Consider the following 19,721-nt stretch of genomic DNA (forward strand, 5'->3'; position numbering starts at 1 on the left):
GAAGGTTACAAATTGCTGTAGGTGATTTACATGCAGGATTTGAAATGCCGATGCAAAAGCTTGTTGTTATTACTGAAAAAGAGCTTTTTCATAAGAAAGTTAAAAAATCACAACGTAAGCAAAAGTTATCTAATGCCGAACGTATTAAAAGTTATTCGGAATTAAAAGTTGGAGATTATGTAGTTCATGTAAATCATGGTATAGGTAAATTCTTAGGCATCGAGACATTAGAAATTAATGGTGTTCATAAAGATTACTTGAATATTAAATATCAAGGTAATGATAAGTTATACGTTCCAATTGAACAAATTGACCAAGTGCAAAAATATGTAGGATCTGAAGGTAAGGATCCTAAAGTTTATAAATTGGGCGGAAATGACTGGAAAAAGGTCAAAACGAAAGTTGAAAAATCTGTACAAGACATTGCGGATGACCTAATTAAATTATATGCTGAACGCGAAGCTTCAAAGGGTTATGCATATACACCAGATACGGCAGAACAACAAGAATTTGAATCTTCTTTCCCGTATCAAGAGACAGAGGATCAATTACGTTCTATTGAAGAGATTAAGAAAGATATGGAACGTGGACGTCCGATGGATAGGCTTCTTTGTGGTGATGTAGGATATGGAAAGACGGAAGTAGCTATCCGTGCGGCATTTAAGGCAATTATGGATGAAAAACAAGTTGCAATTTTAGTGCCTACAACGATCCTTGCACAACAACACTATGAAACAATTCGAGAGCGTTTTCAAGATTATCCAATCAATATAGGATTATTAAGTAGATTCCGTACGAGAAAACAGCAAAATGAAACAATTAAAGGCTTAAAAGATGGCACGGTAGATATCGTAATTGGAACGCATCGTATTTTATCTAAAGATGTTACTTATAAAGATCTAGGTCTCCTTATTATTGATGAAGAACAAAGATTTGGTGTAACGCATAAAGAAAAAATTAAACAATTAAAAGCGAATGTTGACGTATTAACATTAACGGCAACTCCGATTCCGCGTACACTCCATATGTCTATGCTTGGTGTGCGTGACTTATCTGTTATTGAGACACCACCAGAAAATCGTTTCCCAGTTCAAACGTATGTAGTAGAGTATAATCCAGCGTTAATGCGAGAAGCGATAGAACGAGAGCTTGCAAGAGGTGGGCAAATTTACTTCCTATATAATCGTGTGGAGGATATCGAAAGAAAAGCAGATGAAATTTCGATGTTAGTTCCAGACGCACGTGTAACTTATGCACATGGGAAAATGAACGAAAGTGAATTAGAGTCTGTTATGCTATCGTTTTTAGAGGGACAGCATGATGTTCTTGTAAGTACAACAATTATTGAGACGGGTGTAGATATTCCGAATGTAAATACGTTAATTGTATTTGATGCAGATCGAATGGGATTATCGCAGTTGTATCAGCTTCGTGGGCGTGTCGGACGTTCTAATCGTGTTGCATATGCATACTTTGCATACAAACGAGATAAAGTGTTATCAGAAGTTGCAGAGAGGCGTCTACAAGCTATTAAAGAGTTCACAGAGCTTGGATCAGGTTTCAAAATTGCGATGAGAGACTTATCTATTCGTGGTGCAGGTAACTTGTTAGGTGCCGAACAGCATGGATTTATTGATTCTGTCGGATTTGATCTATATTCTCAAATGTTAAAAGATGCAATTGAACAGCGTAGAGGAACAGATGGGGTTGAAAATACAGTTAATGTTGAAATTGATTTAGAAGTAGATGCATATTTACCAGATGCTTATATTTCAGATAGTAAACAAAAAATTATGATGTATAAACAGTTTAGAGGCGTTTCTGCAATGGAGGATATTGAAGAGTTGCAGGAAGAGATGATAGATAGATTTGGTGATTACCCGCAAGAAGTTGGTTACTTATTACAAATTGCAAATATTAAAGTATTGGCAATGAAAGAACAAATTGAGTTAATTAAGCAAAATAAATTTGAAGTAACAATTCTGTTCTCAGAACAAGCAAGTCAAAATATTGATGGCGGAAAATTATTCATGCTTGGAAATAGTTTTGGACGTATGATTGGTTTAGGGATGGAAGGATCACAATTGAAAATCGTTATGAAAACAAATGGCTTAGAGACATCGAAGTGGTTAACAATTGCTGAAAATTTATTAAAAGGCCTACCAGATGTAAAAAAAGAAGTCATAAATGCCTAATATTAGATAAAAAAATACAATTCGGCGTGCATAGAAGAACTAATGTGTAAAATACTATGTCTAACAGTTGGTGATTTTTACATGAACAGGTAAATTCACCACTTTCATCATCAGTAGAAAGTGAGGCAGCATTAGAATGAAAGCAACTGGAATCGTACGTCGAATTGATGATTTAGGTAGGGTAGTAATCCCGAAGGAAATTCGTAGAACTTTACGTATTCGAGAAGGGGATCCACTAGAAATATTTGTTGATCGCGATGGAGAAGTAATTTTGAAGAAATATTCTCCGATTAGTGAACTAGGCGATTTTGCAAAAGAATATACGGAAGCTTTATACGATAGCTTAGGACATAATGTGCTTGTATGCGATCGTGATTCTATTATCGCAGTAGCAGGTATATCTAAAAAAGAATACTTAAATAAAAGCGTTGGCGATTTAATCGAGAAGACCATGGAAGATCGTAAGTCTGTAATTATGACGGATGAAAGCGAAATTTCAATTATTGATGGAGTAACAGAAAAAGTTAGTTCCTATACAATTGGCCCGATTGTTGCGAATGGGGATCCAATTGGAGCTGTTATTATCTTCTCTAAAGAGGCCATTATAAGCGAAGTGGAGCATAAGTCAGTAAATACAGCAGCGAGCTTTTTAGCGAAACAAATGGAGCAATAAAGACATATCGAATTTTAGAAGTAGCAATCTTTCCTAATTATGATATTTCTTCTTGAGAAATCAATTATTCGGAGATATATGTATATTGAAAAAAGGTAGCGCTTTGCTACCTTTTTTCGTTGAACATTTCTAGCACTGCACGAACGTATTATTACTCGTGTAGGTAAGGAAGCTTGTCCTTTTCTTTATGATATAATACGAGGGGTGAGAATAGAAAAAGGAGTTTTCTTGTATGGAATCGAAGAAGTATCAAGCCTTTTGGCGTGGGGCTATTATATTAACAATTGCAAGTTTTGTTACAAAGGTATTAAGCGCTTTTTACCGTATTCCATATCAAAATATAGCGGGTGATATTGGTTTTTATATTTACCAACAAATTTATCCGTTTTATGGATTTTGTTTAATTTTAGCTACTTATGGATTCCCCATTATAATTTCAAAAATGGTTGCGGAACGATTAGAGCGAGGGAAACAACAAGAAGCAAAAGAAATTATTTGTGTATCTTTTTGGTTTTTATTAGGAATTGGATTCATAGGATTTTTCACATTGTTTTTTGGTGCCGAAGCAATTGCAACAGCCATGGGCGATATACACTTAGATAAGTTATTACGTGTTATTTCCTTTTCATTCATATTGATGCCGTTTTTATCTGTAGCAAGAGGATATTTTCAGGGATTCAATAATATGATGCCAACAGCTGTTTCGCAAGTGATAGAACAAACGATTCGTGTCTCTATTATTGTATTTTTATCTCTCTTCCTAATTGCTCATGGATTTGATTTATATACAGTCGGTGCAGGTGCTATGTTAGGTTCAATCGCAGGCGGACTGATTGGGATTATCGTACTTGTACTTTATATGCGTCATGACTTTCGTTCTATATTCTTCAAAAGTGTAAAGAGAATTAAGGGCAAAAAGAGGATCATTAAAATTCTATTTTGGCAGGGATTGGCGATTTGTGTTAGTAACTTAGTACTTATTTTTATACAAATGGCTGATTCTGTTTCCTTCTATTCCTTACTTATTGGGGCAGGAGAACCAGCTGAAAGTGCAAAGGTATTAAAAGGTGTGTATGACAGAAGTATCCCGCTTATGCAATTAGGGACTGTCGTGACAACTTCTTTCTCTTTGTCGCTTATTCCGATCATTACAGCGGCAAAGGAAAGAGGAGATCTTTCTTTTATTCGAGAAAAGGTAAAGTTAGCAATGAAAATAACATTTGTTATTGGATTTGCAGCGGCCATCGGATTAACTTGTATTATTCAGCCTACGAATATTATGTTGTTTGAAAATAGTGATGGGTCAGATGTTTTATCCATTTTATCTTTATCTATTTTATTTAGTTCGTTGTCGATTACAACTGCTTCTATTTTGCAAGGGTTAGGACAAACATTAAAACCAGCAATATTCGTTATATTTGGGAGTTGTTTAAAGTTAGCTTTAAATTATATATTAATGCCGTATTTTGGTGTGAAGGGAGCTGCAATCGCAACACTAGTTGCGTTACTTGTAATTTCTGTGTTAAATAGTGCATTACTTATGCAAACTGTATCTGAATCGCTGATCGATAAACGTAATATGTTAGGTGTAGTTATTAGTGGTATCGGTATGGGATTTGTATTAATAATGTTTATGCGTGTGATGCAAATGTCTGGATTAGTAATTGATACGGAACATAGAGGAATTGCGACAATTGAGGCGTTGTTAGGTGTAGCTATCGGTGGATTGGCATATATGTTTTTAATTTTAAAATTACGTGTATTTACAAAAGCGGAAATAGGAACCGTGATGAAAAAAGAGAAAAAAGAAGGTTCATTGAAGAAGAGTGGATAGAGGTGGCAGGTTGTGAGTGGAATCATTACTATTTTAGGATTAGGTGCTGGTGAATTAGATCAGTTAACGATGGGTGTATATCGAAAAATAAAAGAAGCAGATCACATGTTTGTTAGAACGAAGGAACATCCCGTTATAGAAGAGTTGGAGAAAGAAGGTATACAATATACAGCCTTTGACAGTGTATATGAAGCACATGATACATTTGAAATTGTATATGAAACAATTGCAAATACATTGTTAGAAAAAGCTGAAGGCGCAGAAATCATCTATGCCGTTCCAGGGCATCCGCTTGTAGCGGAAAGAACGGTTCAGCTATTGTTGGAAAAAGGCGAAGTAGCGAATGTTGAAGTGCGCATTGAAGGTGGGCAAAGTTTCCTTGATCCGATGTTTGCAAGTCTAAAGATTGATCCGATTGAAGGATTCCAATTAATTGACGCCACATCATTTGAAAGAGGACAATTAGAATTACGCCAACATTTAATCTTTTGCCAAGTATATGACGCATTCGTTGCATCTGATGTGAAATTAACATTAATGGAGATGCTACCAGATGATTATGAAGTGTATATTGTAACAGCTGCAGGGACTTCATTTGAACAAGTTAAAAAAGTGCCGTTGTACATGTTAGATCATGAAACGGAGTTGAATAATTTAACGAGTGTATATGTACCACCAGTTCAGGAACGTGCATCCTTGTATCAACAGTTTGATGTGCTTAGAGAAATTATTGCAGACCTTCGTGGACCGAATGGTTGTCCGTGGGATAAAAAGCAAACACATCAATCGTTAAAGAAGTATTTAATTGAGGAAGCTTATGAAGTGTTGGAAGCAATTGATGAAGAGGATGACGATCACTTAGTAGAGGAATTGGGTGATGTATTATTGCAAGTTATGCTGCATGCTCAAATCGGAGAGGATGAAGGTTGGTTCTCTATAGATGATATTATTCGAACTTTATCTGAGAAAATGGTTCGTCGTCATCCGCATGTATTTGGGAATACAGATGTAAATAATGCCGATGAAGTACTTGCCAATTGGGAAGAAATTAAAAAACAAGAAAAAGGGTTCGTGAAAGAATCTGTTTTAAATGGAGTTCCAAAAAGTTTGCCACAGTTACTACGCGCTTATGAAATCCAGAAAAAAGCTGGCAAGGTTGGTTTTGATTGGGTTGATGTACAACCGATGATAGAGAAAGCTTTAGAAGAATGGCAAGAGTTCCAACAAGAAGTTACAAACATGGATGAGGCGAAGATGTTAGGTGAATTCGGCGATTTACTATTTGCGTTTGTTAATATAGCTCGTCATTATAAAATAGATCCAGAAGAGGCGTTACATTCAACGAATGAGAAATTCGTCGGTCGTTTCTTATACATGGAAGCAAAGGTGGCTGAAATGAATAAAGAGATGCAAGATTTATCATTAGAGCAGTTGGATGTTTTATGGGAAGAGGCAAAACAAACAGAGCGTTAATAGGGGGATTTGATATGCGTTTAGATAAGTTTTTAAAAGTATCACGTTTAATTAAAAGAAGAACATTAGCGAAAGAAGTAGCTGATCAAGGAAGAATATCAATTAATGGTCAAGTGGCAAAAGCGAGTTCGGATGTGAAAGTAGCTGATGAATTAACAATTCGTTTTGGTCAAAAAATAGTAACTGTAAAAATAAACGAATTGAAAGAAACGACTAAAAAAGAAGATGCAGCAAATATGTATAGCTTAGTTCGCGAAGAAAAAGTAAAGGCTGAAGAAGGCTTGTTCTAAAATCAATTATCCCTTCATACATTACTATTAGCTAGTATAAATGTATGGGGGGATTTACGTGAATAATGGTTACTCACCTATGTCTTCTAATCAACAAAATGTTTCGGTAGAGCATGATATTGTTATGCGTGGCAGGCGTGTAATTGACATTACCGGTGTAAAACAGGTAGAGAGTTTTGATAGCGAAGAGTTTTTGCTTGAGACTGTAATGGGCTTTTTAACAATTCGTGGTCAAAATTTGCAAATGAAAAATTTAGATGTAGAAAAAGGTGTTGTATCAATTAAAGGGAAAGTTCATGAGATGCTGTATATTGATGAGAATCAAGGGGAGAAAACTAAAGGTTTCTTTAGTAAGTTGTTTAAATGAGCCTAACAATTCAGTTGTATACGATGCTCTCAATGATCGGAATGGGTGCTTGGATTGGAGCGTCTTTAGATACATACCAACGATTTTTAAATCGTCAAGAACGTAAACGTTGGCTTGTATTTATACATGATATACTATTTTGGATTGTCCAAGCATTATTCGTTTTTTATGTATTGCTTCTTGTAAATGAAGCTGAACTACGTATATATGTATTTTTGGCATTATTATGTGGTTTTGCGGCATATCAAAGCTTATTGAAAGCACTATACATGAAACTGTTAAATTTTCTCATCTATATTTTTATGCAAACAACACATTTTTTTGTTCAAATTATAAAGCTACTCATGATAAAACCTGTTATTATTATAGCGCAGCTATTTATTGCATTTATATTATTCTTATTTCGTATACTGCTTTCAATTGGACATGTGTTATGGAAAATGGTGATTTGGATATTACTTTTCATATGGAAAGTTTTTTTCTGGCCTGTTCGATTTATTGCTTCGCTCATATGGAAACTTCTCCCTAATCGTGTTAAACTTTTTATAATGAAACATGTAGGGTTCCTGCAATATATAGCAAAATTGAAGGGACACATCTTCCAATTATGGGAGCGTATAAAAAAGAAGTTAGGGGGACCTCGGAAATGAGGGAACTGAGACAAAGAACAATCGAAAAACAGAGTCCAAATCCTGTTAAAGAGCATATAATACAAACGGATGAGAACAGGAAGCGACTTTATCGCCGTTTAGCGGTTTTTCTTGTCTTTGCTTTTACAATTATTGCGAGTATTAGTGTAACGTTTTATCAACAAAACAGTTCCATTAGAGCAAAAGAAGCAAAAGTTAAGGACATGAAAAAAGAACTGGATTCATTAACGAATAAAGAAAAGAGTCTAAAAGACGAAGTTCAAAAGTTAAATGATGAAGAGTACGTATTAAAGATTGCTAGAAGGGATTATTTCTTCTCTGGAAAAGGGGAGATAATTTTTCCTGTTTCTAAGTAGAGTATGTCTTATTGACACTATATTTTAGGATTATATATAATAAAGTAAAATTTGACTTTTTAACCACTAAGGAGGAGCATTTTTTTTATGTCAATCGAGGTAGGCAGCAAGTTACAGGGTAAAGTAACAGGTATTACAAATTTTGGGGCTTTTGTGGAGCTGCCAGAAGGCTTAACGGGTCTTGTTCATATTAGTGAAGTTGCTGATAATTATGTGAAAGATATTAACGATCACTTAAAAGTGGGCGACCAAGTAGAAGTAAAAGTTATTAACGTTGAAAAAGATGGCAAGATCGGTCTATCTATTAAAAAAGCGAAAGAGCGTGAAAAAACAGAAGGAGATCGTCCACGTGGTGAATACCAACGCGGTGGCGGCGATCAACAACGTTCTGGACGTCCACAACGTAATCGTTCTTTCAACAGAGATAATCGTGGCGGCGGTAACGAACGAGCTCCAAAAGAAACATTCGAGCAAAAGATGGCACGTTTCTTAAAGGATAGTGAAGATCGTTTAACTTCTTTAAAACGTAACACAGAATCTAAACGTGGTGGCCGTGGCGCACGTCGCGGATAATAAGAACGTTTAATTCTTAGTATATAGAGAGGTGCCCAGGGCGATTGCTCGGGGTGCTTTTTTATATGTGAAAATATATTTTTAAAAAAGTTTTCAAGATGTGTTGACTTTAAAATGTATCTGAGGTAAGATACTAATTGTCCGTTAAATAAGACGACATGGCGGTGTAGCTCAGCTGGCTAGAGCGTACGGTTCATACCCGTGAGGTCGGGGGTTCGATCCCCTCCGCCGCTATATTTAATTTAACGGCCCGTTGGTCAAGTGGTTAAGACACCGCCCTTTCACGGCGGTAACACGGGTTCGAATCCCGTACGGGTCATCCTAAAAAGATCATGCAAATTTGCATGATCTTTTTTTGTTAAATAAATTAAGACATACAATACTTCTACAAAATCACCCTATATTTTCTGAATGTTCAATTAAAATATCAAGAATACATTACATACCGTGTATATATGTAGAGTTATTTCGAATAAAAAGTCGAACGATTATAAAAGTGAAAACTGTTGTTTTGACAAAAATCCCAATAATCATCTTTTATAATGACAGTAATTAAACTATGCAGGTGGTGTTAAAAATATGCCTAAAGCAGGAAGGAATACTATGAATACAAGTGCATTGGCAATGAATGAGAGTCAGCTTGGAGCCGTAAAGTGGACAAGTAAGTTGCGAATGAAGTTTGAGCAAGTTTTCTTTAGATGGGGATTTATTATTGTTGTTATTGGTTTTCTTTTGGGACGAGCATATATATTAACAAACATTTTACCGTTTGCACTGCCGTTTTTTGCTGCTGTTTATGTTATGAAGCGGGATAAAATGCCGCTCGCGTTCTTGGCTCTAATGGGGGGCGCACTTTCAGTTTCGATAGATAATCTATTCTTTACCTTTGCATCTATTTTTACTTTCTTCATTTATAATATCTTCTTTAGTCGGTTTACACGTAAAACTGTTGGACTTGTTCCATTCCAAGTATTTATCTCCGCATTAACCGCACATTTAGTTGTCGTATATTTTGCGCAACAAACTGTTACCATGTACGATTTACTCGTTAGTACGATTGAAGCAGGGCTGAGCTTCGTATTAACTATGATATTTTTACAAAGTGTTCCGCTTCTAGTCGAACGAAAAGGTAAACAACAAGCACTAGAGACAGAAGAAATTGTTTGTTTAATTATATTACTAGCATCTGTTTTAACAGGTACAACAGATTGGTTCGTATATGACGCTTCTATTCAACATATTTTTACTAGGTATTTAGTGCTCGTGTTTGCATTTATCGCGGGGGCTGCTACGGGATCTACCGTGGGGGTTGTCACTGGGTTAATATTAAGTTTAGCCAATGTCTCCAGTTTGTCTCAACTTAGTCTACTTGCCTTTTCCGGATTGCTTGGTGGTTTGTTAAAAGAAGGGAAGCGTTTAGGTGTTAGTTTAGGTTTATTAATTGGGACGAGCTTGATTACGCTGTATGTAGACAAGCAAACAAACATCGTGACAACTTTAATTGAATCCGGTGTGGCGATTGCTTTCTTCTTATTAACACCGAAACTTGTTATGGATCGCATTGCTAAGTTTATGCCAGGCACACAGGAGCATTCGCAGGATCAACAACAGTATTTAAGAAGGATGCGTGATGTTACAGCGAATAAAATTAATCAATTTGCCAATGTGTTTGCTGCTTTATCTAATAGCTTTTCTGTATATGGGTATGTGGAGGAGGAAGATAAAGAGACAGAGGCAGATTTATTCTTAAGTACAATTACTGCAAAAACATGTCAAACATGTTTTAAAAAGGATCAATGCTGGGTAGTGAATTTCGACAAAACGTACGATTATATGAAACAGATAATGAGCGAAACGGAAGAGGGGACGTTGCAGCATAATCGGAAGTTAGTTCGTGAATGGGACAAACATTGTGTAAGAGGTAAGAAAGTGACAGATTTAGTAGCAGGTGAATTAGATCACTTCTATGAGGGGCAAAAATTACGAAAACAAATGAAAGAAAATCGCAGGATAGTAGCGGAGCAACTATTAGGCGTATCAAAAGTTATGGAGGATTTTGCTAAGGAAATCCAAAGAGAACGAGAAAATCATCAAGTACAGGAAGAACAGATTCTGCAAGCGTTTCGTGATTTCGGTGTAGAAGTAGAGCACGTTGATATATATTGTTTAGATAGAGGGAGTATTGATATTGAAATGCTGATTCCGGTTGCATCTAATGAACATGGAGAATGTGAAAAGTTAGTTGCGCCGATGCTTTCTGATATTTTAAAGGAAAATATAGTTGTTAAACATGAAGAAAAATCTTCTTATCCGAATGGCCACAGCTTAATATCATTTGGTTCAGCAAAAACGTATTCTCTTGATACTGGCTTGGCTACAGCTGCAAAAGGCGGTGGGTTTGTTTCGGGGGATTCTTATGCGATGATGGATTTAAGTGTTGGTAAATATGCGCTTGCAATTAGTGATGGTATGGGAAATGGGCAAAGGGCTCATATGGAGAGTAAAGAAACGGTAAAATTATTACAAAAAATACTTCAATCAGGCATTGATGAGGAAATAGCAATTAAATCTATCAATTCTATTCTTTCTTTAAGAACAACAGAAGAGATGTTTACGACGTTAGATTTGGCTATGGTAGATTTGCGGGATGCGAGTGCAAAATTTTTAAAGATTGGATCGACGCCGAGTTTTGTTAAACGCGCAAACAATATTTTGAAAATTGAAGCAAGTAATTTACCGATGGGGATTATTGAGGATGTTGAAGTTGATGTAGTGGGTGAACAATTAAAAACTGGCGATATTCTTATTATGATGAGCGATGGGATTTTTGAGGGAGCCCAACATGTGGAGAATCATGAACTATGGATGAAACGAAAAATTAAAGAACTACAAACCGAAGATCCGCAAGAAATTGCTGATATCATTATGGAAGAGGTGATTCGCTCTGGTGATGGTTATATAAATGACGATATGACTATTGTTGTGGCGAAAGTGAAGAAAAATATGCCGAAGTGGGCTACGATTCCGATTGTAGGAATGCAAGCACAATAAACTTTAGGTGTGATGTTTCTCTGTCGCCGTTTCTTTCTAAAAACCTAGGTGGATGCCTAGGTTTTTTTGCTTTAAAAGATAATATTATTATTTTTTTGAATATGTACGGTTGATGTAAGATAAAAATGTAATTTTTGTATATCTTTTTTTTGCACAATGTTTGTAAAAGTTGTACCATTATAAACAAGGTAACTAACGTTGCTGTTCTTGTTTAATGAAAGGTGATTACGAAGTTGAAAGATACATTTGTTGAAAAGGTAGATGACTTTGTAAAGCAGCATGATGTATTAAAGGAACGTTCAACAATTGTTGTAGGGGTTTCTGGTGGTCCAGACTCTTTGGCTCTTCTATATTATTTGTTAGAAAAAAGAGCAGCAAAACAGTTGGAAATTGTAGTGGCACATGTGGATCATATGTTTAGAGGTGATGAATCTCATGAGGACCTACAGTTTGTACAGGACCTTTGTAAGGGACTGGGAGTTATTTGCGAAACGATAAGGATTAATGTGTCGCAATATCAACAGCAATACGGGCTTAATGCACAAGTTGCTGCTAGAGAATGCAGATATGCATTTTTGGAAAGAATAATGAAGAAATATGATGCGAGATATGTAGCTCTTGGACATCATGGTGATGACCAAGTAGAAACGATTTTAATGCGCCTTGTGCGAGGGAGTACTCCGAAAGGATATGCAGGCATTGCAGTGAAGCGTCCTTTTCATAATGGATATTTAATTAGGCCGTTACTTGGAGTAACGAAGGAAGAAATTGTTGATTACTGTAATAAGCTAAAAATAATTCCTCGTATAGATCCAAGTAATAAAAAGGAAGTATATACAAGGAATCGATTACGTAAATATGTCCTTCCGCATTTGAAAGAAGAAAATTCACAAGTGCATGAGAAATTCCAGAAATTTAGCATGCAGATGCAAGAGGATGAGGCGTATTTGCAGGAATTAGCTTTTGAGAAAATGAATAAAGTAATTACAAAAAAAAGTGATAAACAAATTAGCTTATCAATTCCTGCCTTTGAATCCATGTCTATGCCTTTACAAAGGAGAGGGATTCAACTAATATTAAACTATCTTTATGAATATAAGATTCCATCTTCTCTTTCCTCTATACATATTGACAAAGTGATTGAATTTTTTAAGCGGACACAACCTTCGGGTTCACTTGATTTCCCAGGTGATTTAAAAATTGTCCGCACATACGAGGAGTGTAGCTTTGGATTTAAACAAGAAATTGTTTCTCCTTTTTTGCAAGATTTATCAGTACCCGGGGCAATTACGCTATCGAACGGGGATAAGCTTGTAGCAGAGGTGAGCGAAGATATACCAAGTAACATGAATGAAACAGTATTTGTTGCTAAGTATAATGATATATCATATCCACTTCGTATTCGGTCTAGGGAAAATGGAGATCGCATGTCAATACAAGGTATGAATGGCACCAAAAAGATAAAAGCTATTTTTATCGAGGCAAAAGTACCAAGAGAAAAAAGAGAAGAATGGCCGGTCGTTTGTGATGCAAGTGGGAATATTATTTGGATACCCTTGTTGAAGCGATCTGCATTTGCTATCTCGAAAGAGATCGCAAAGAAGGATAAATATATGATTATTCACTACAAAAGCAAGGAGTCTTCCGGGAGGATAATGAAATGATGAATCAAGATATCGAAAAAGTATTAATTTCTGAAGAACAAATACAAGAAAAGGTGCTCGAATTAGGCGCAATTATTGCAGAGGATTATAAAAACACAGTACCTCTTGCAATCGGCGTATTAAAGGGTGCAATGCCATTCATGGCAGATTTATTAAAGAGAACAGATACATATCTTGAAATGGACTTTATGGCTGTATCTAGTTACGGTCACTCTACTGTTTCAACAGGCGAAGTGAAAATTTTAAAAGACCTTGATACTTCTGTAGAAGGTCGCGATATTTTAATCGTTGAAGATATTATTGATAGCGGTCTTACGTTAAGCTACTTAGTAGACCTATTTAAATATCGTAAAGCGAAATCTGTAAAAATTGTTACGTTATTAGATAAGCCAACAGGCCGCAAAGTAGATTTGAAAGCGGATTATGTTGGATTTACTGTACCGCATGAATTTGTTGTAGGGTATGGATTAGATTATAAAGAGCAGTACCGTAATCTTCCTTATGTAGGAGTATTAAAACCAAGCGTTTACTCAAATTAATTAAATACAGGCGTCACAATTGTATAGGAAAGTTTTTCTATGTTACGATTTACTATAGTGTTTATGCCGTGAGAGGAGGTTAGGAATGAATCGTATCTTCCGTAATACCATCTTTTATTTACTGATATTCCTAGTAGTAATTGGAATCGTGAGCTATTTTAATGGTTCGACACAAAAAACGACATCAGTTAGCTACGATAAATTCATTACTAAACTAGAAAAAGGTGAAGTGCGTAATGTGCAACTTCAACCGAAAAATGGTGTATTTGAGGTAAAAGGACAATTTAACAACTCTAGCCAAGGAGAACAATTTGTTACTTATGCACCAAATACTGAGGAATTACAAAAGAAAATTAATGACAAAGCGCAAGGTGCTGAAGTTAAGTATCAACCAGCAGAAGAAACAAGTGCTTGGGTAACATTCTTCACTTCTATCATTCCGTTTGTTATTATCTTCATTTTATTCTTCTTCTTATTAAACCAAGCTCAGGGCGGCGGTAGCCGTGTTATGAACTTCGGGAAAAGTAAGGCGAAGTTATATAATGACGAAAAGAAAAAAGTTCGTTTCAGAGATGTTGCTGGAGCGGATGAAGAGAAACAAGAGCTTGTTGAGGTAGTTGAATTCTTGAAAGACCCTCGTAAGTTCGCTGAAGTTGGTGCCCGTATTCCGAAGGGTGTTCTATTAGTAGGACCTCCAGGTACAGGTAAAACTTTACTAGCACGTGCCGTTGCAGGTGAGGCAGGCGTTCCGTTCTTCTCTATCAGTGGTTCCGATTTCGTAGAGATGTTTGTCGGTGTCGGTGCATCACGTGTACGTGATTTATTCGAAAATGCAAAGAAAAATGCTCCTTGTATCATTTTCATTGATGAAATTGATGCAGTAGGACGTCAACGTGGCGCAGGTCTTGGTGGTGGCCATGATGAGCGTGAGCAAACGTTGAACCAATTACTTGTTGAAATGGATGGATTCGGTGCAAACGAAGGTATTATTATCATCGCTGCGACAAACCGTCCTGATATTCTTGATCCAGCATTATTACGTCCAGGTCGTTTTGACCGTCAAATTACAGTAGATCGTCCAGATGTAAATGGCCGTGAAGCTGTACTGAAAGTACATGCTCGTAATAAACCGCTTGATGAGAATATCAACTTAAGAGCAATCGCAACTCGTACACCAGGATTCTCTGGTGCCGATCTTGAAAACTTATTAAACGAAGCTGCTTTAGTGGCTGCGCGTCAAGATAAGAAGAAAATTGATATGAGTGACATTGATGAAGCGACGGATCGCGTTATTGCAGGTCCTGCTAAGAAAAGTCGTGTTATCTCTGAAAAAGAACGTAATATCGTTGCTTTCCATGAAGCGGGCCATACTGTAATTGGTGTTGTTCTTGATGAAGCTGATGTCGTTCATAAAGTAACAATTGTCCCTCGTGGTCAAGCTGGTGGATATGCAGTAATGCTTCCGAAAGAAGATCGTTACTTCATGACAAAACCAGAGTTACTTGATAAAATCACTGGTTTACTTGGTGGTCGAGTGGCTGAGGAGATTGTATTTGGTGAAGTGAGTACAGGTGCTCACAACGACTTCCAACGTGCGACTGGCATTGCAAGACGTATGGTTACGGAATTCGGTATGAGTGATAAGCTTGGACCGATGCAATTTGGTAGCTCACAAGGTGGTCAAGTGTTCTTAGGAAGAGACTTCCATTCAGAACAAAACTACAGTGATGCAATTGCACATGAAATCGATGTGGAAATGCAAACAATTATGAAAGATTGTTATGCTCGTGCGAAAGAAATTCTTACTGAAAATCGTGATAAACTAGATCTTATTGCGAAAACGCTACTTGAAGTAGAAACGTTAGATGCAGAGCAAATCAATCATTTATGTGATTACGGCAGATTGCCAGAACGTCCAACGTCTTCAGCTGATGTGAAAGTAAACATCAACATGAAAAAGGACGATGAAGAATCAGAAGATAAGTAAGAGATGAAGGAGTGACGATGGTCACTCCTTTTTTTATTTGTGGAACGAGATGAAGTAGAAAAGAATTTAAATAAATCGGGTATTAAAAATTGAAATAGGGCGTAATCTTTTTGTAAAATGATGAGGATAGAAAAGCTGATTATATAAGTATGTGTGATATGATGTTTTTATAAGTTTTATACATACTGCACAAATATAGATTAAATAAGATAAGTGGTGAGAATATGATTTTTGTATTGGATGTAGGGAACACAAATGCTGTGCTAGGCGTGTTTGAAGAAGGGGAACTCCGTCAACATTGGCGCATGGAAACAGATCGTCATAAGACAGAAGATGAATATGGAATGCTTGTAAAGCAATTGCTTGAGCATGAAGGTCTTTCGTTTGAAGATGTGAAAGGTATTATCGTGTCTTCAGTCGTACCACCAATTATGTTTGCTTTAGAGCGCATGTGTGAAAAGTATTTTAAAATTAAACCGCTTGTAGTAGGTCCTGGAATAAAAACAGGGCTAAATATTAAATATGAAAATCCACGTGAAGTAGGCGCGGACCGAATTGTAAATGCAGTAGCAGGGATCCATTTATATGGAAGTCCGCTTATTATTGTCGATTTCGGTACGGCTACTACATATTGTTATATTAACGAAGAAAAGCATTATATGGGTGGGGTTATTACGCCGGGAATTATGATTTCAGCAGAAGCTTTATATAGTAGAGCGGCAAAACTTCCTCGTATTGAAATTACAAAACCAAGCAGTGTCGTTGGAAAGAATACGGTAAGTGCGATGCAATCTGGTATTCTTTATGGTTATGTTGGACAAGTGGAAGGTATTGTTAAGCGTATGAAAGAGGAAGCTAAACAAGAACCGAAAGTTATTGCAACAGGTGGATTGGCGAAATTAATTTCAGAAGAATCGAATGTAATTGATGTTGTAGATCCATTTTTAACATTAAAAGGTTTGTATATGTTATACGAGCGTAATGCAAATTTACAGCATGAGAAAGGTGAATAAATGAGTATGAAAGATTATTTAGTAAAAGCGTTAGCGTTTGATGGAGAAGTGCGTGCATATAGTGTACGTACTACAAACACAGTAAGTGAGGCGCAAAGACGTCATGATACATGGAGAACAGCTTCAGCGGCACTTGGTCGTTCTTTAACTGCAGGTACAATGATGGGCGCAATGTTAAAAGGTGACCAAAAGTTAACGATTAAAGTAGAAGGTAATGGTCCGATTGGTCCTATCTTAGTAGATGCTCATGCAAATGGCGATGTACGTGGTTATGTAACGAATCCGCATGTTGATTTTGAAGGAACGGAGCAAGGGAAATTACGTGTATATCAAGCGGTAGGTACTGAAGGATTTGTAACAGTAATTAAAGATATTGGTATGCGTGAGCCGTTTATTGGTCAATCTCCAATTGTTTCAGGAGAATTAGGGGAAGACTTCACGTATTATTTTGCAGTTTCTGAGCAAACACCTTCTTCTGTAGGTGTTGGCGTTCTTGTAAATGGAGATGACAGTGTATTAGCGGCAGGTGGATTTATCCTTCAAATTATGCCAGGTGCACAAGAAGAAACAATTTCATTCATTGAAGATCGTTTGCAGAAGATTCCTCCTGTATCAACGTTAATCGAACAAGGGCTTTCTCCCGAAGAGTTACTGTATGCAGTTCTTGGAGAAGATAAAGTAAAAGTATTAGAAACGATGGATGTTCAATTTAATTGCACATGCTCACGCGAACGTATTGAGAGTGTGTTAATTAGTTTAGGTAAAACAGAGTTAGAGCAAGTTCGTGCAGAAGAAGAAGAGACAGAAGTTCATTGTCATTTCTGTAATGAGCGATACAAGTTCTCTAAAGAAGATATTACAAATTTAATTGAGAATTTGTAATAAGGGAAGTAAGGGAATACATCCTCTAAATAGATTGACAAACAGGGAATTTTCTGACAAAATCTAAATATAAATAAAACCAATAAAAATACTCGGTGTTAGGAGTGACAGGAATGCGAGTGGCACAATCAGTTTCAGAATTAATCGGGAAAACGCCGATCGTTAAGTTGAACCGCATCGTAGAATCAGACAGCGCTGATATATACTTAAAATTAGAATTTATGAATCCAGGGAGCAGCGTTAAAGATCGTATTGCATTAGCTATGATTGAAGATGCTGAAAACAAAGGATTATTAAAAGAAGGCGATACAATCATTGAGCCGACAAGTGGTAACACAGGGATTGGTTTAGCGATGGTAGCGGCCGCTAAAGGATATAAGGCAATTTTAGTAATGCCAGAAACAATGAGTATTGAGCGTCGTAATTTATTACGTGCTTACGGTGCGGAATTAGTATTGACTCCAGGGCCTGAAGGAATGGGTGGAGCGATTCGTCAAGCGACTGAATTAGCAAAAGAGCATGGCTACTTTATACCACAACAGTTCAAAAACCAATCGAATCCAGAAATACATCGTTTAACAACAGGTCCAGAAATTGTTGAACAAATGGGCGGCCAATTAGATGCATTTATTGCAGGTATTGGTACAGGTGGAACGATTACTGGTGCTGGTGAAGTACTGAAGGAAGCGTATAAAGATATTAAAATTTATGCAGTAGAACCTGCGGATTCACCAGTATTATCTGGTGGGAAACCGGGTCCACATAAAATCCAAGGAATTGGGGCGGGATTCATCCCAGAGACATTGGATGTAGAGGTATATGATGAAATTGTGCAAGTGAAAGCGGAGCAAGCATTTGAATATGCAAGAAGAGTGGCTAAAGAGGAAGGTATTTTAGTGGGTATCTCTTCTGGAGCGGTTATTTATGCGGCAACAGAAATTGCGAAAAAGTTAGGTAAAGGGAAAAAGGTACTTGTTATTATCCCAAGTAACGGTGAACGTTATTTAAGTACACCACTTTATCAATTTGAGTCTTAATTATATGTGATTGAAAAAGCATCCTTGAAAAAGGGATGCTTTTTCTTTTTGGATTGGAAATAGGAAAAGAGTGAATGACTAGAAAACTTCATGTAAAATAAGAGGTAGTATAATTAATTTATTTTCACTAGCCTTCTAGTGTAACTACTCTATATACATAACGAATGTAGTTTGAAGTGGTTAATCTAAGAGGGTGGGATAAAAGAAGACGGGGTGTTGATATGCAACGAAGAAAATCTTTAGCGCTTTCTATTCCATATCAGTTAGATTTCTTTAAGCAATATAAATTTCTTTCTAAGGATAAACCACAACATATTTTGTTAGAAAGTGGACGTGGTGGTCGTTATAACATTGTGGGATTAAACCCAGTAGCGGTAATCCGAGGGAAGGGTGAAACGTTACATATAAGCGAAAGTGGTAAGGAAACAATAAAGCAAGGAAACCCATTAGATTTAATGCAGGAATATATGGAGCGATGGAAAACTGACTATAATCCAGAGTACCCGCCGTTTCAAGGTGGTGCGATTGGTTACTTTAGTTATGATTGCATCCGTTATATTGAAAAACTTCCTTCTCTTGCAGAGGATGACATTAATATACCTGATATATTCTTTTTATTATTTGATGATGTGTTTGTGTATGATCAAGAAGAGAAAGTATTATGGATTATTACACATTATGTAGATAAGCATGAAGAGGCAAAAGAGCGATTAAATGAGTGGGAGGTTCTTTGGGCGACAGAAGCGCCGGAAGTGACTATACCATTTGCATGCCCTGAAAAGAAAAGTGAAGAAGTTGCTTTTACAGAAGAAAGTTTTATGAAGGCGGTTGAATGTATTCAAGAATATATTGGGGCTGGTGATGTGTTCCAAGTGAACTTGTCGACGAGACAAGAAAGAACGTTACAAACACACCCGCTAGAAATTTATACAAGTCTTCGTGAAATTAATCCATCTCCATATATGGGTTACTTGGAGCTTGGGGATTTTCAAATTGTTAGTGGATCGCCAGAGTTGTTAATTAAGAAACAAGGAATCGAAGTAAGTACAAGACCGATTGCTGGAACGAGATCTAGAGGTGCGAATGAGCAAGAGGATGAAGCGTTAGCAAGAGAATTAATTGAGAACGAAAAAGAAA

The 19,721-nt window shown here is 36.6% G+C and carries 17 protein-coding genes and 2 tRNA genes; all 19 read left to right on the plus strand.

Features of this window, described 5'->3' with window-relative positions; all coding sequences use genetic code 11:
* The coding region (gene mfd, locus MR113_RS23245; protein ID WP_242257019.1) for a transcription-repair coupling factor at positions 1-2,195 on the plus strand (2,195 nt) is incomplete at its 5' end.
* A gap of 136 nt (positions 2,196-2,331) precedes the next feature.
* Positions 2,332-2,868 carry a stage V sporulation protein T gene (gene spoVT / locus MR113_RS23250; RefSeq protein WP_000648309.1) on the plus strand — a complete coding sequence of 179 codons (537 nt, stop codon included), beginning with the start codon at positions 2,332-2,334 and terminating at the stop codon, positions 2,866-2,868.
* A 232-nt stretch (positions 2,869-3,100) separates the two neighbouring features.
* A complete protein-coding gene (locus MR113_RS23255) occupies positions 3,101-4,702 on the plus strand; it encodes a putative polysaccharide biosynthesis protein (RefSeq protein ID WP_242257020.1) in 1,602 nt (533 codons plus the stop codon).
* Positions 4,703-4,714: 12 nt separating this feature from the next.
* Positions 4,715-6,175 carry a bifunctional methyltransferase/pyrophosphohydrolase YabN gene (gene yabN / locus MR113_RS23260; protein ID WP_242257021.1) on the plus strand — a complete coding sequence of 487 codons (1,461 nt, stop codon included), beginning with the start codon at positions 4,715-4,717 and terminating at the stop codon, positions 6,173-6,175.
* A 14-nt stretch (positions 6,176-6,189) separates the two neighbouring features.
* The gene (locus MR113_RS23265) at positions 6,190-6,465 is read left to right on the plus strand and encodes an RNA-binding S4 domain-containing protein (RefSeq protein ID WP_001234876.1); all 276 of its coding nucleotides are present in this window, start codon (positions 6,190-6,192) and stop codon (positions 6,463-6,465) included.
* Positions 6,466-6,523: 58 nt separating this feature from the next.
* Entirely contained in the window at positions 6,524-6,832 is a 309-nt protein-coding gene (yabP, locus tag MR113_RS23270) for a sporulation protein YabP (protein ID WP_001059102.1), read from the plus strand.
* Positions 6,829-7,482, plus strand: coding sequence for a spore cortex biosynthesis protein YabQ (gene yabQ, locus MR113_RS23275; RefSeq protein WP_076542792.1), 654 nt, complete (start codon positions 6,829-6,831; stop codon positions 7,480-7,482). The genes yabP and yabQ overlap by 4 nt, the downstream gene beginning before the upstream one ends.
* The gene (divIC, locus tag MR113_RS23280) at positions 7,479-7,838 is read left to right on the plus strand and encodes a cell division protein DivIC (RefSeq protein ID WP_001208737.1); all 360 of its coding nucleotides are present in this window, start codon (positions 7,479-7,481) and stop codon (positions 7,836-7,838) included. Before yabQ ends, divIC begins: the two co-directional genes overlap by 4 nt.
* 87 nt (positions 7,839-7,925) lie before the next feature.
* Positions 7,926-8,411 carry a S1 domain-containing RNA-binding protein gene (locus MR113_RS23285; RefSeq protein ID WP_000021453.1) on the plus strand — a complete coding sequence of 162 codons (486 nt, stop codon included), beginning with the start codon at positions 7,926-7,928 and terminating at the stop codon, positions 8,409-8,411.
* Positions 8,412-8,571: 160 nt separating this feature from the next.
* A tRNA-Met gene (locus tag MR113_RS23290) sits at positions 8,572-8,645 on the plus strand.
* Between the two features lie 13 nt (positions 8,646-8,658).
* Positions 8,659-8,730, plus strand: a tRNA-Glu gene (locus MR113_RS23295).
* A gap of 260 nt (positions 8,731-8,990) precedes the next feature.
* The gene (gene spoIIE, locus MR113_RS23300; RefSeq protein WP_016085298.1) at positions 8,991-11,462 is read left to right on the plus strand and encodes a stage II sporulation protein E; all 2,472 of its coding nucleotides are present in this window, start codon (positions 8,991-8,993) and stop codon (positions 11,460-11,462) included.
* Between the two features lie 233 nt (positions 11,463-11,695).
* Positions 11,696-13,126: a tRNA lysidine(34) synthetase TilS gene (tilS, locus tag MR113_RS23305; RefSeq protein WP_242257022.1), complete on the plus strand. Its 1,431-nt coding sequence runs from the start codon at positions 11,696-11,698 to the stop codon at positions 13,124-13,126.
* Positions 13,123-13,665: a hypoxanthine phosphoribosyltransferase gene (hpt, locus tag MR113_RS23310; RefSeq protein WP_000981838.1), complete on the plus strand. Its 543-nt coding sequence runs from the start codon at positions 13,123-13,125 to the stop codon at positions 13,663-13,665. Before tilS ends, hpt begins: the two co-directional genes overlap by 4 nt.
* Positions 13,666-13,750: 85 nt before the next feature.
* Positions 13,751-15,652 carry an ATP-dependent zinc metalloprotease FtsH gene (gene ftsH / locus MR113_RS23315; protein WP_001079662.1) on the plus strand — a complete coding sequence of 634 codons (1,902 nt, stop codon included), beginning with the start codon at positions 13,751-13,753 and terminating at the stop codon, positions 15,650-15,652.
* A 224-nt stretch (positions 15,653-15,876) separates the two neighbouring features.
* Positions 15,877-16,665, plus strand: a complete 789-nt coding sequence (locus MR113_RS23320) for a type III pantothenate kinase (protein WP_000578367.1) — start codon at positions 15,877-15,879, stop codon at positions 16,663-16,665.
* A gap of 6 nt (positions 16,666-16,671) precedes the next feature.
* Positions 16,672-17,547: a redox-regulated molecular chaperone HslO gene (gene hslO, locus MR113_RS23325; RefSeq protein WP_242257023.1), complete on the plus strand. Its 876-nt coding sequence runs from the start codon at positions 16,672-16,674 to the stop codon at positions 17,545-17,547.
* Positions 17,548-17,660: 113 nt separating this feature from the next.
* Positions 17,661-18,584 (plus strand): cysteine synthase A, encoded by a 924-nt coding sequence (gene cysK, locus MR113_RS23330; protein WP_242257024.1) that lies wholly within the window; start codon positions 17,661-17,663, stop codon positions 18,582-18,584.
* A 221-nt stretch (positions 18,585-18,805) separates the two neighbouring features.
* Positions 18,806-19,721 (plus strand): aminodeoxychorismate synthase component I (pabB, locus tag MR113_RS23335; protein WP_242257025.1); only part of this gene is annotated, 916 nt, incomplete at its 3' end.

Source organism: Bacillus cereus group sp. BfR-BA-01379 (assembly GCF_022663605.1).
In the GTDB taxonomy this organism is placed as follows: Bacteria; Bacillota; Bacilli; order Bacillales; family Bacillaceae_G; genus Bacillus_A; species Bacillus_A mobilis.

What these genes read in the sequence shown, in the direction of transcription:
- MR113_RS23265 (WP_001234876.1), top strand. Translation starts at nt 6,190, where the DNA reads ATGCGTTTAGATAAGTTTTTAAAAGTATCACGTTTAATTAAAAGAAGA.
- divIC (WP_001208737.1), top strand. Translation starts at nt 7,479, where the DNA reads ATGAGGGAACTGAGACAAAGAACAATCGAAAAACAGAGTCCAAATCCT.
- MR113_RS23255 (WP_242257020.1), top strand. Translation starts at nt 3,101, where the DNA reads ATGGAATCGAAGAAGTATCAAGCCTTTTGGCGTGGGGCTATTATATTA.
- MR113_RS23285 (WP_000021453.1), top strand. Translation starts at nt 7,926, where the DNA reads ATGTCAATCGAGGTAGGCAGCAAGTTACAGGGTAAAGTAACAGGTATT.
- hslO (WP_242257023.1), top strand. Translation starts at nt 16,672, where the DNA reads ATGAAAGATTATTTAGTAAAAGCGTTAGCGTTTGATGGAGAAGTGCGT.
- yabQ (WP_076542792.1), top strand. Translation starts at nt 6,829, where the DNA reads ATGAGCCTAACAATTCAGTTGTATACGATGCTCTCAATGATCGGAATG.
- spoVT (WP_000648309.1), top strand. Translation starts at nt 2,332, where the DNA reads ATGAAAGCAACTGGAATCGTACGTCGAATTGATGATTTAGGTAGGGTA.
- MR113_RS23320 (WP_000578367.1), top strand. Translation starts at nt 15,877, where the DNA reads ATGATTTTTGTATTGGATGTAGGGAACACAAATGCTGTGCTAGGCGTG.
- hpt (WP_000981838.1), top strand. Translation starts at nt 13,123, where the DNA reads ATGATGAATCAAGATATCGAAAAAGTATTAATTTCTGAAGAACAAATA.
- ftsH (WP_001079662.1), top strand. Translation starts at nt 13,751, where the DNA reads ATGAATCGTATCTTCCGTAATACCATCTTTTATTTACTGATATTCCTA.
- spoIIE (WP_016085298.1), top strand. Translation starts at nt 8,991, where the DNA reads ATGCCTAAAGCAGGAAGGAATACTATGAATACAAGTGCATTGGCAATG.
- cysK (WP_242257024.1), top strand. Translation starts at nt 17,661, where the DNA reads ATGCGAGTGGCACAATCAGTTTCAGAATTAATCGGGAAAACGCCGATC.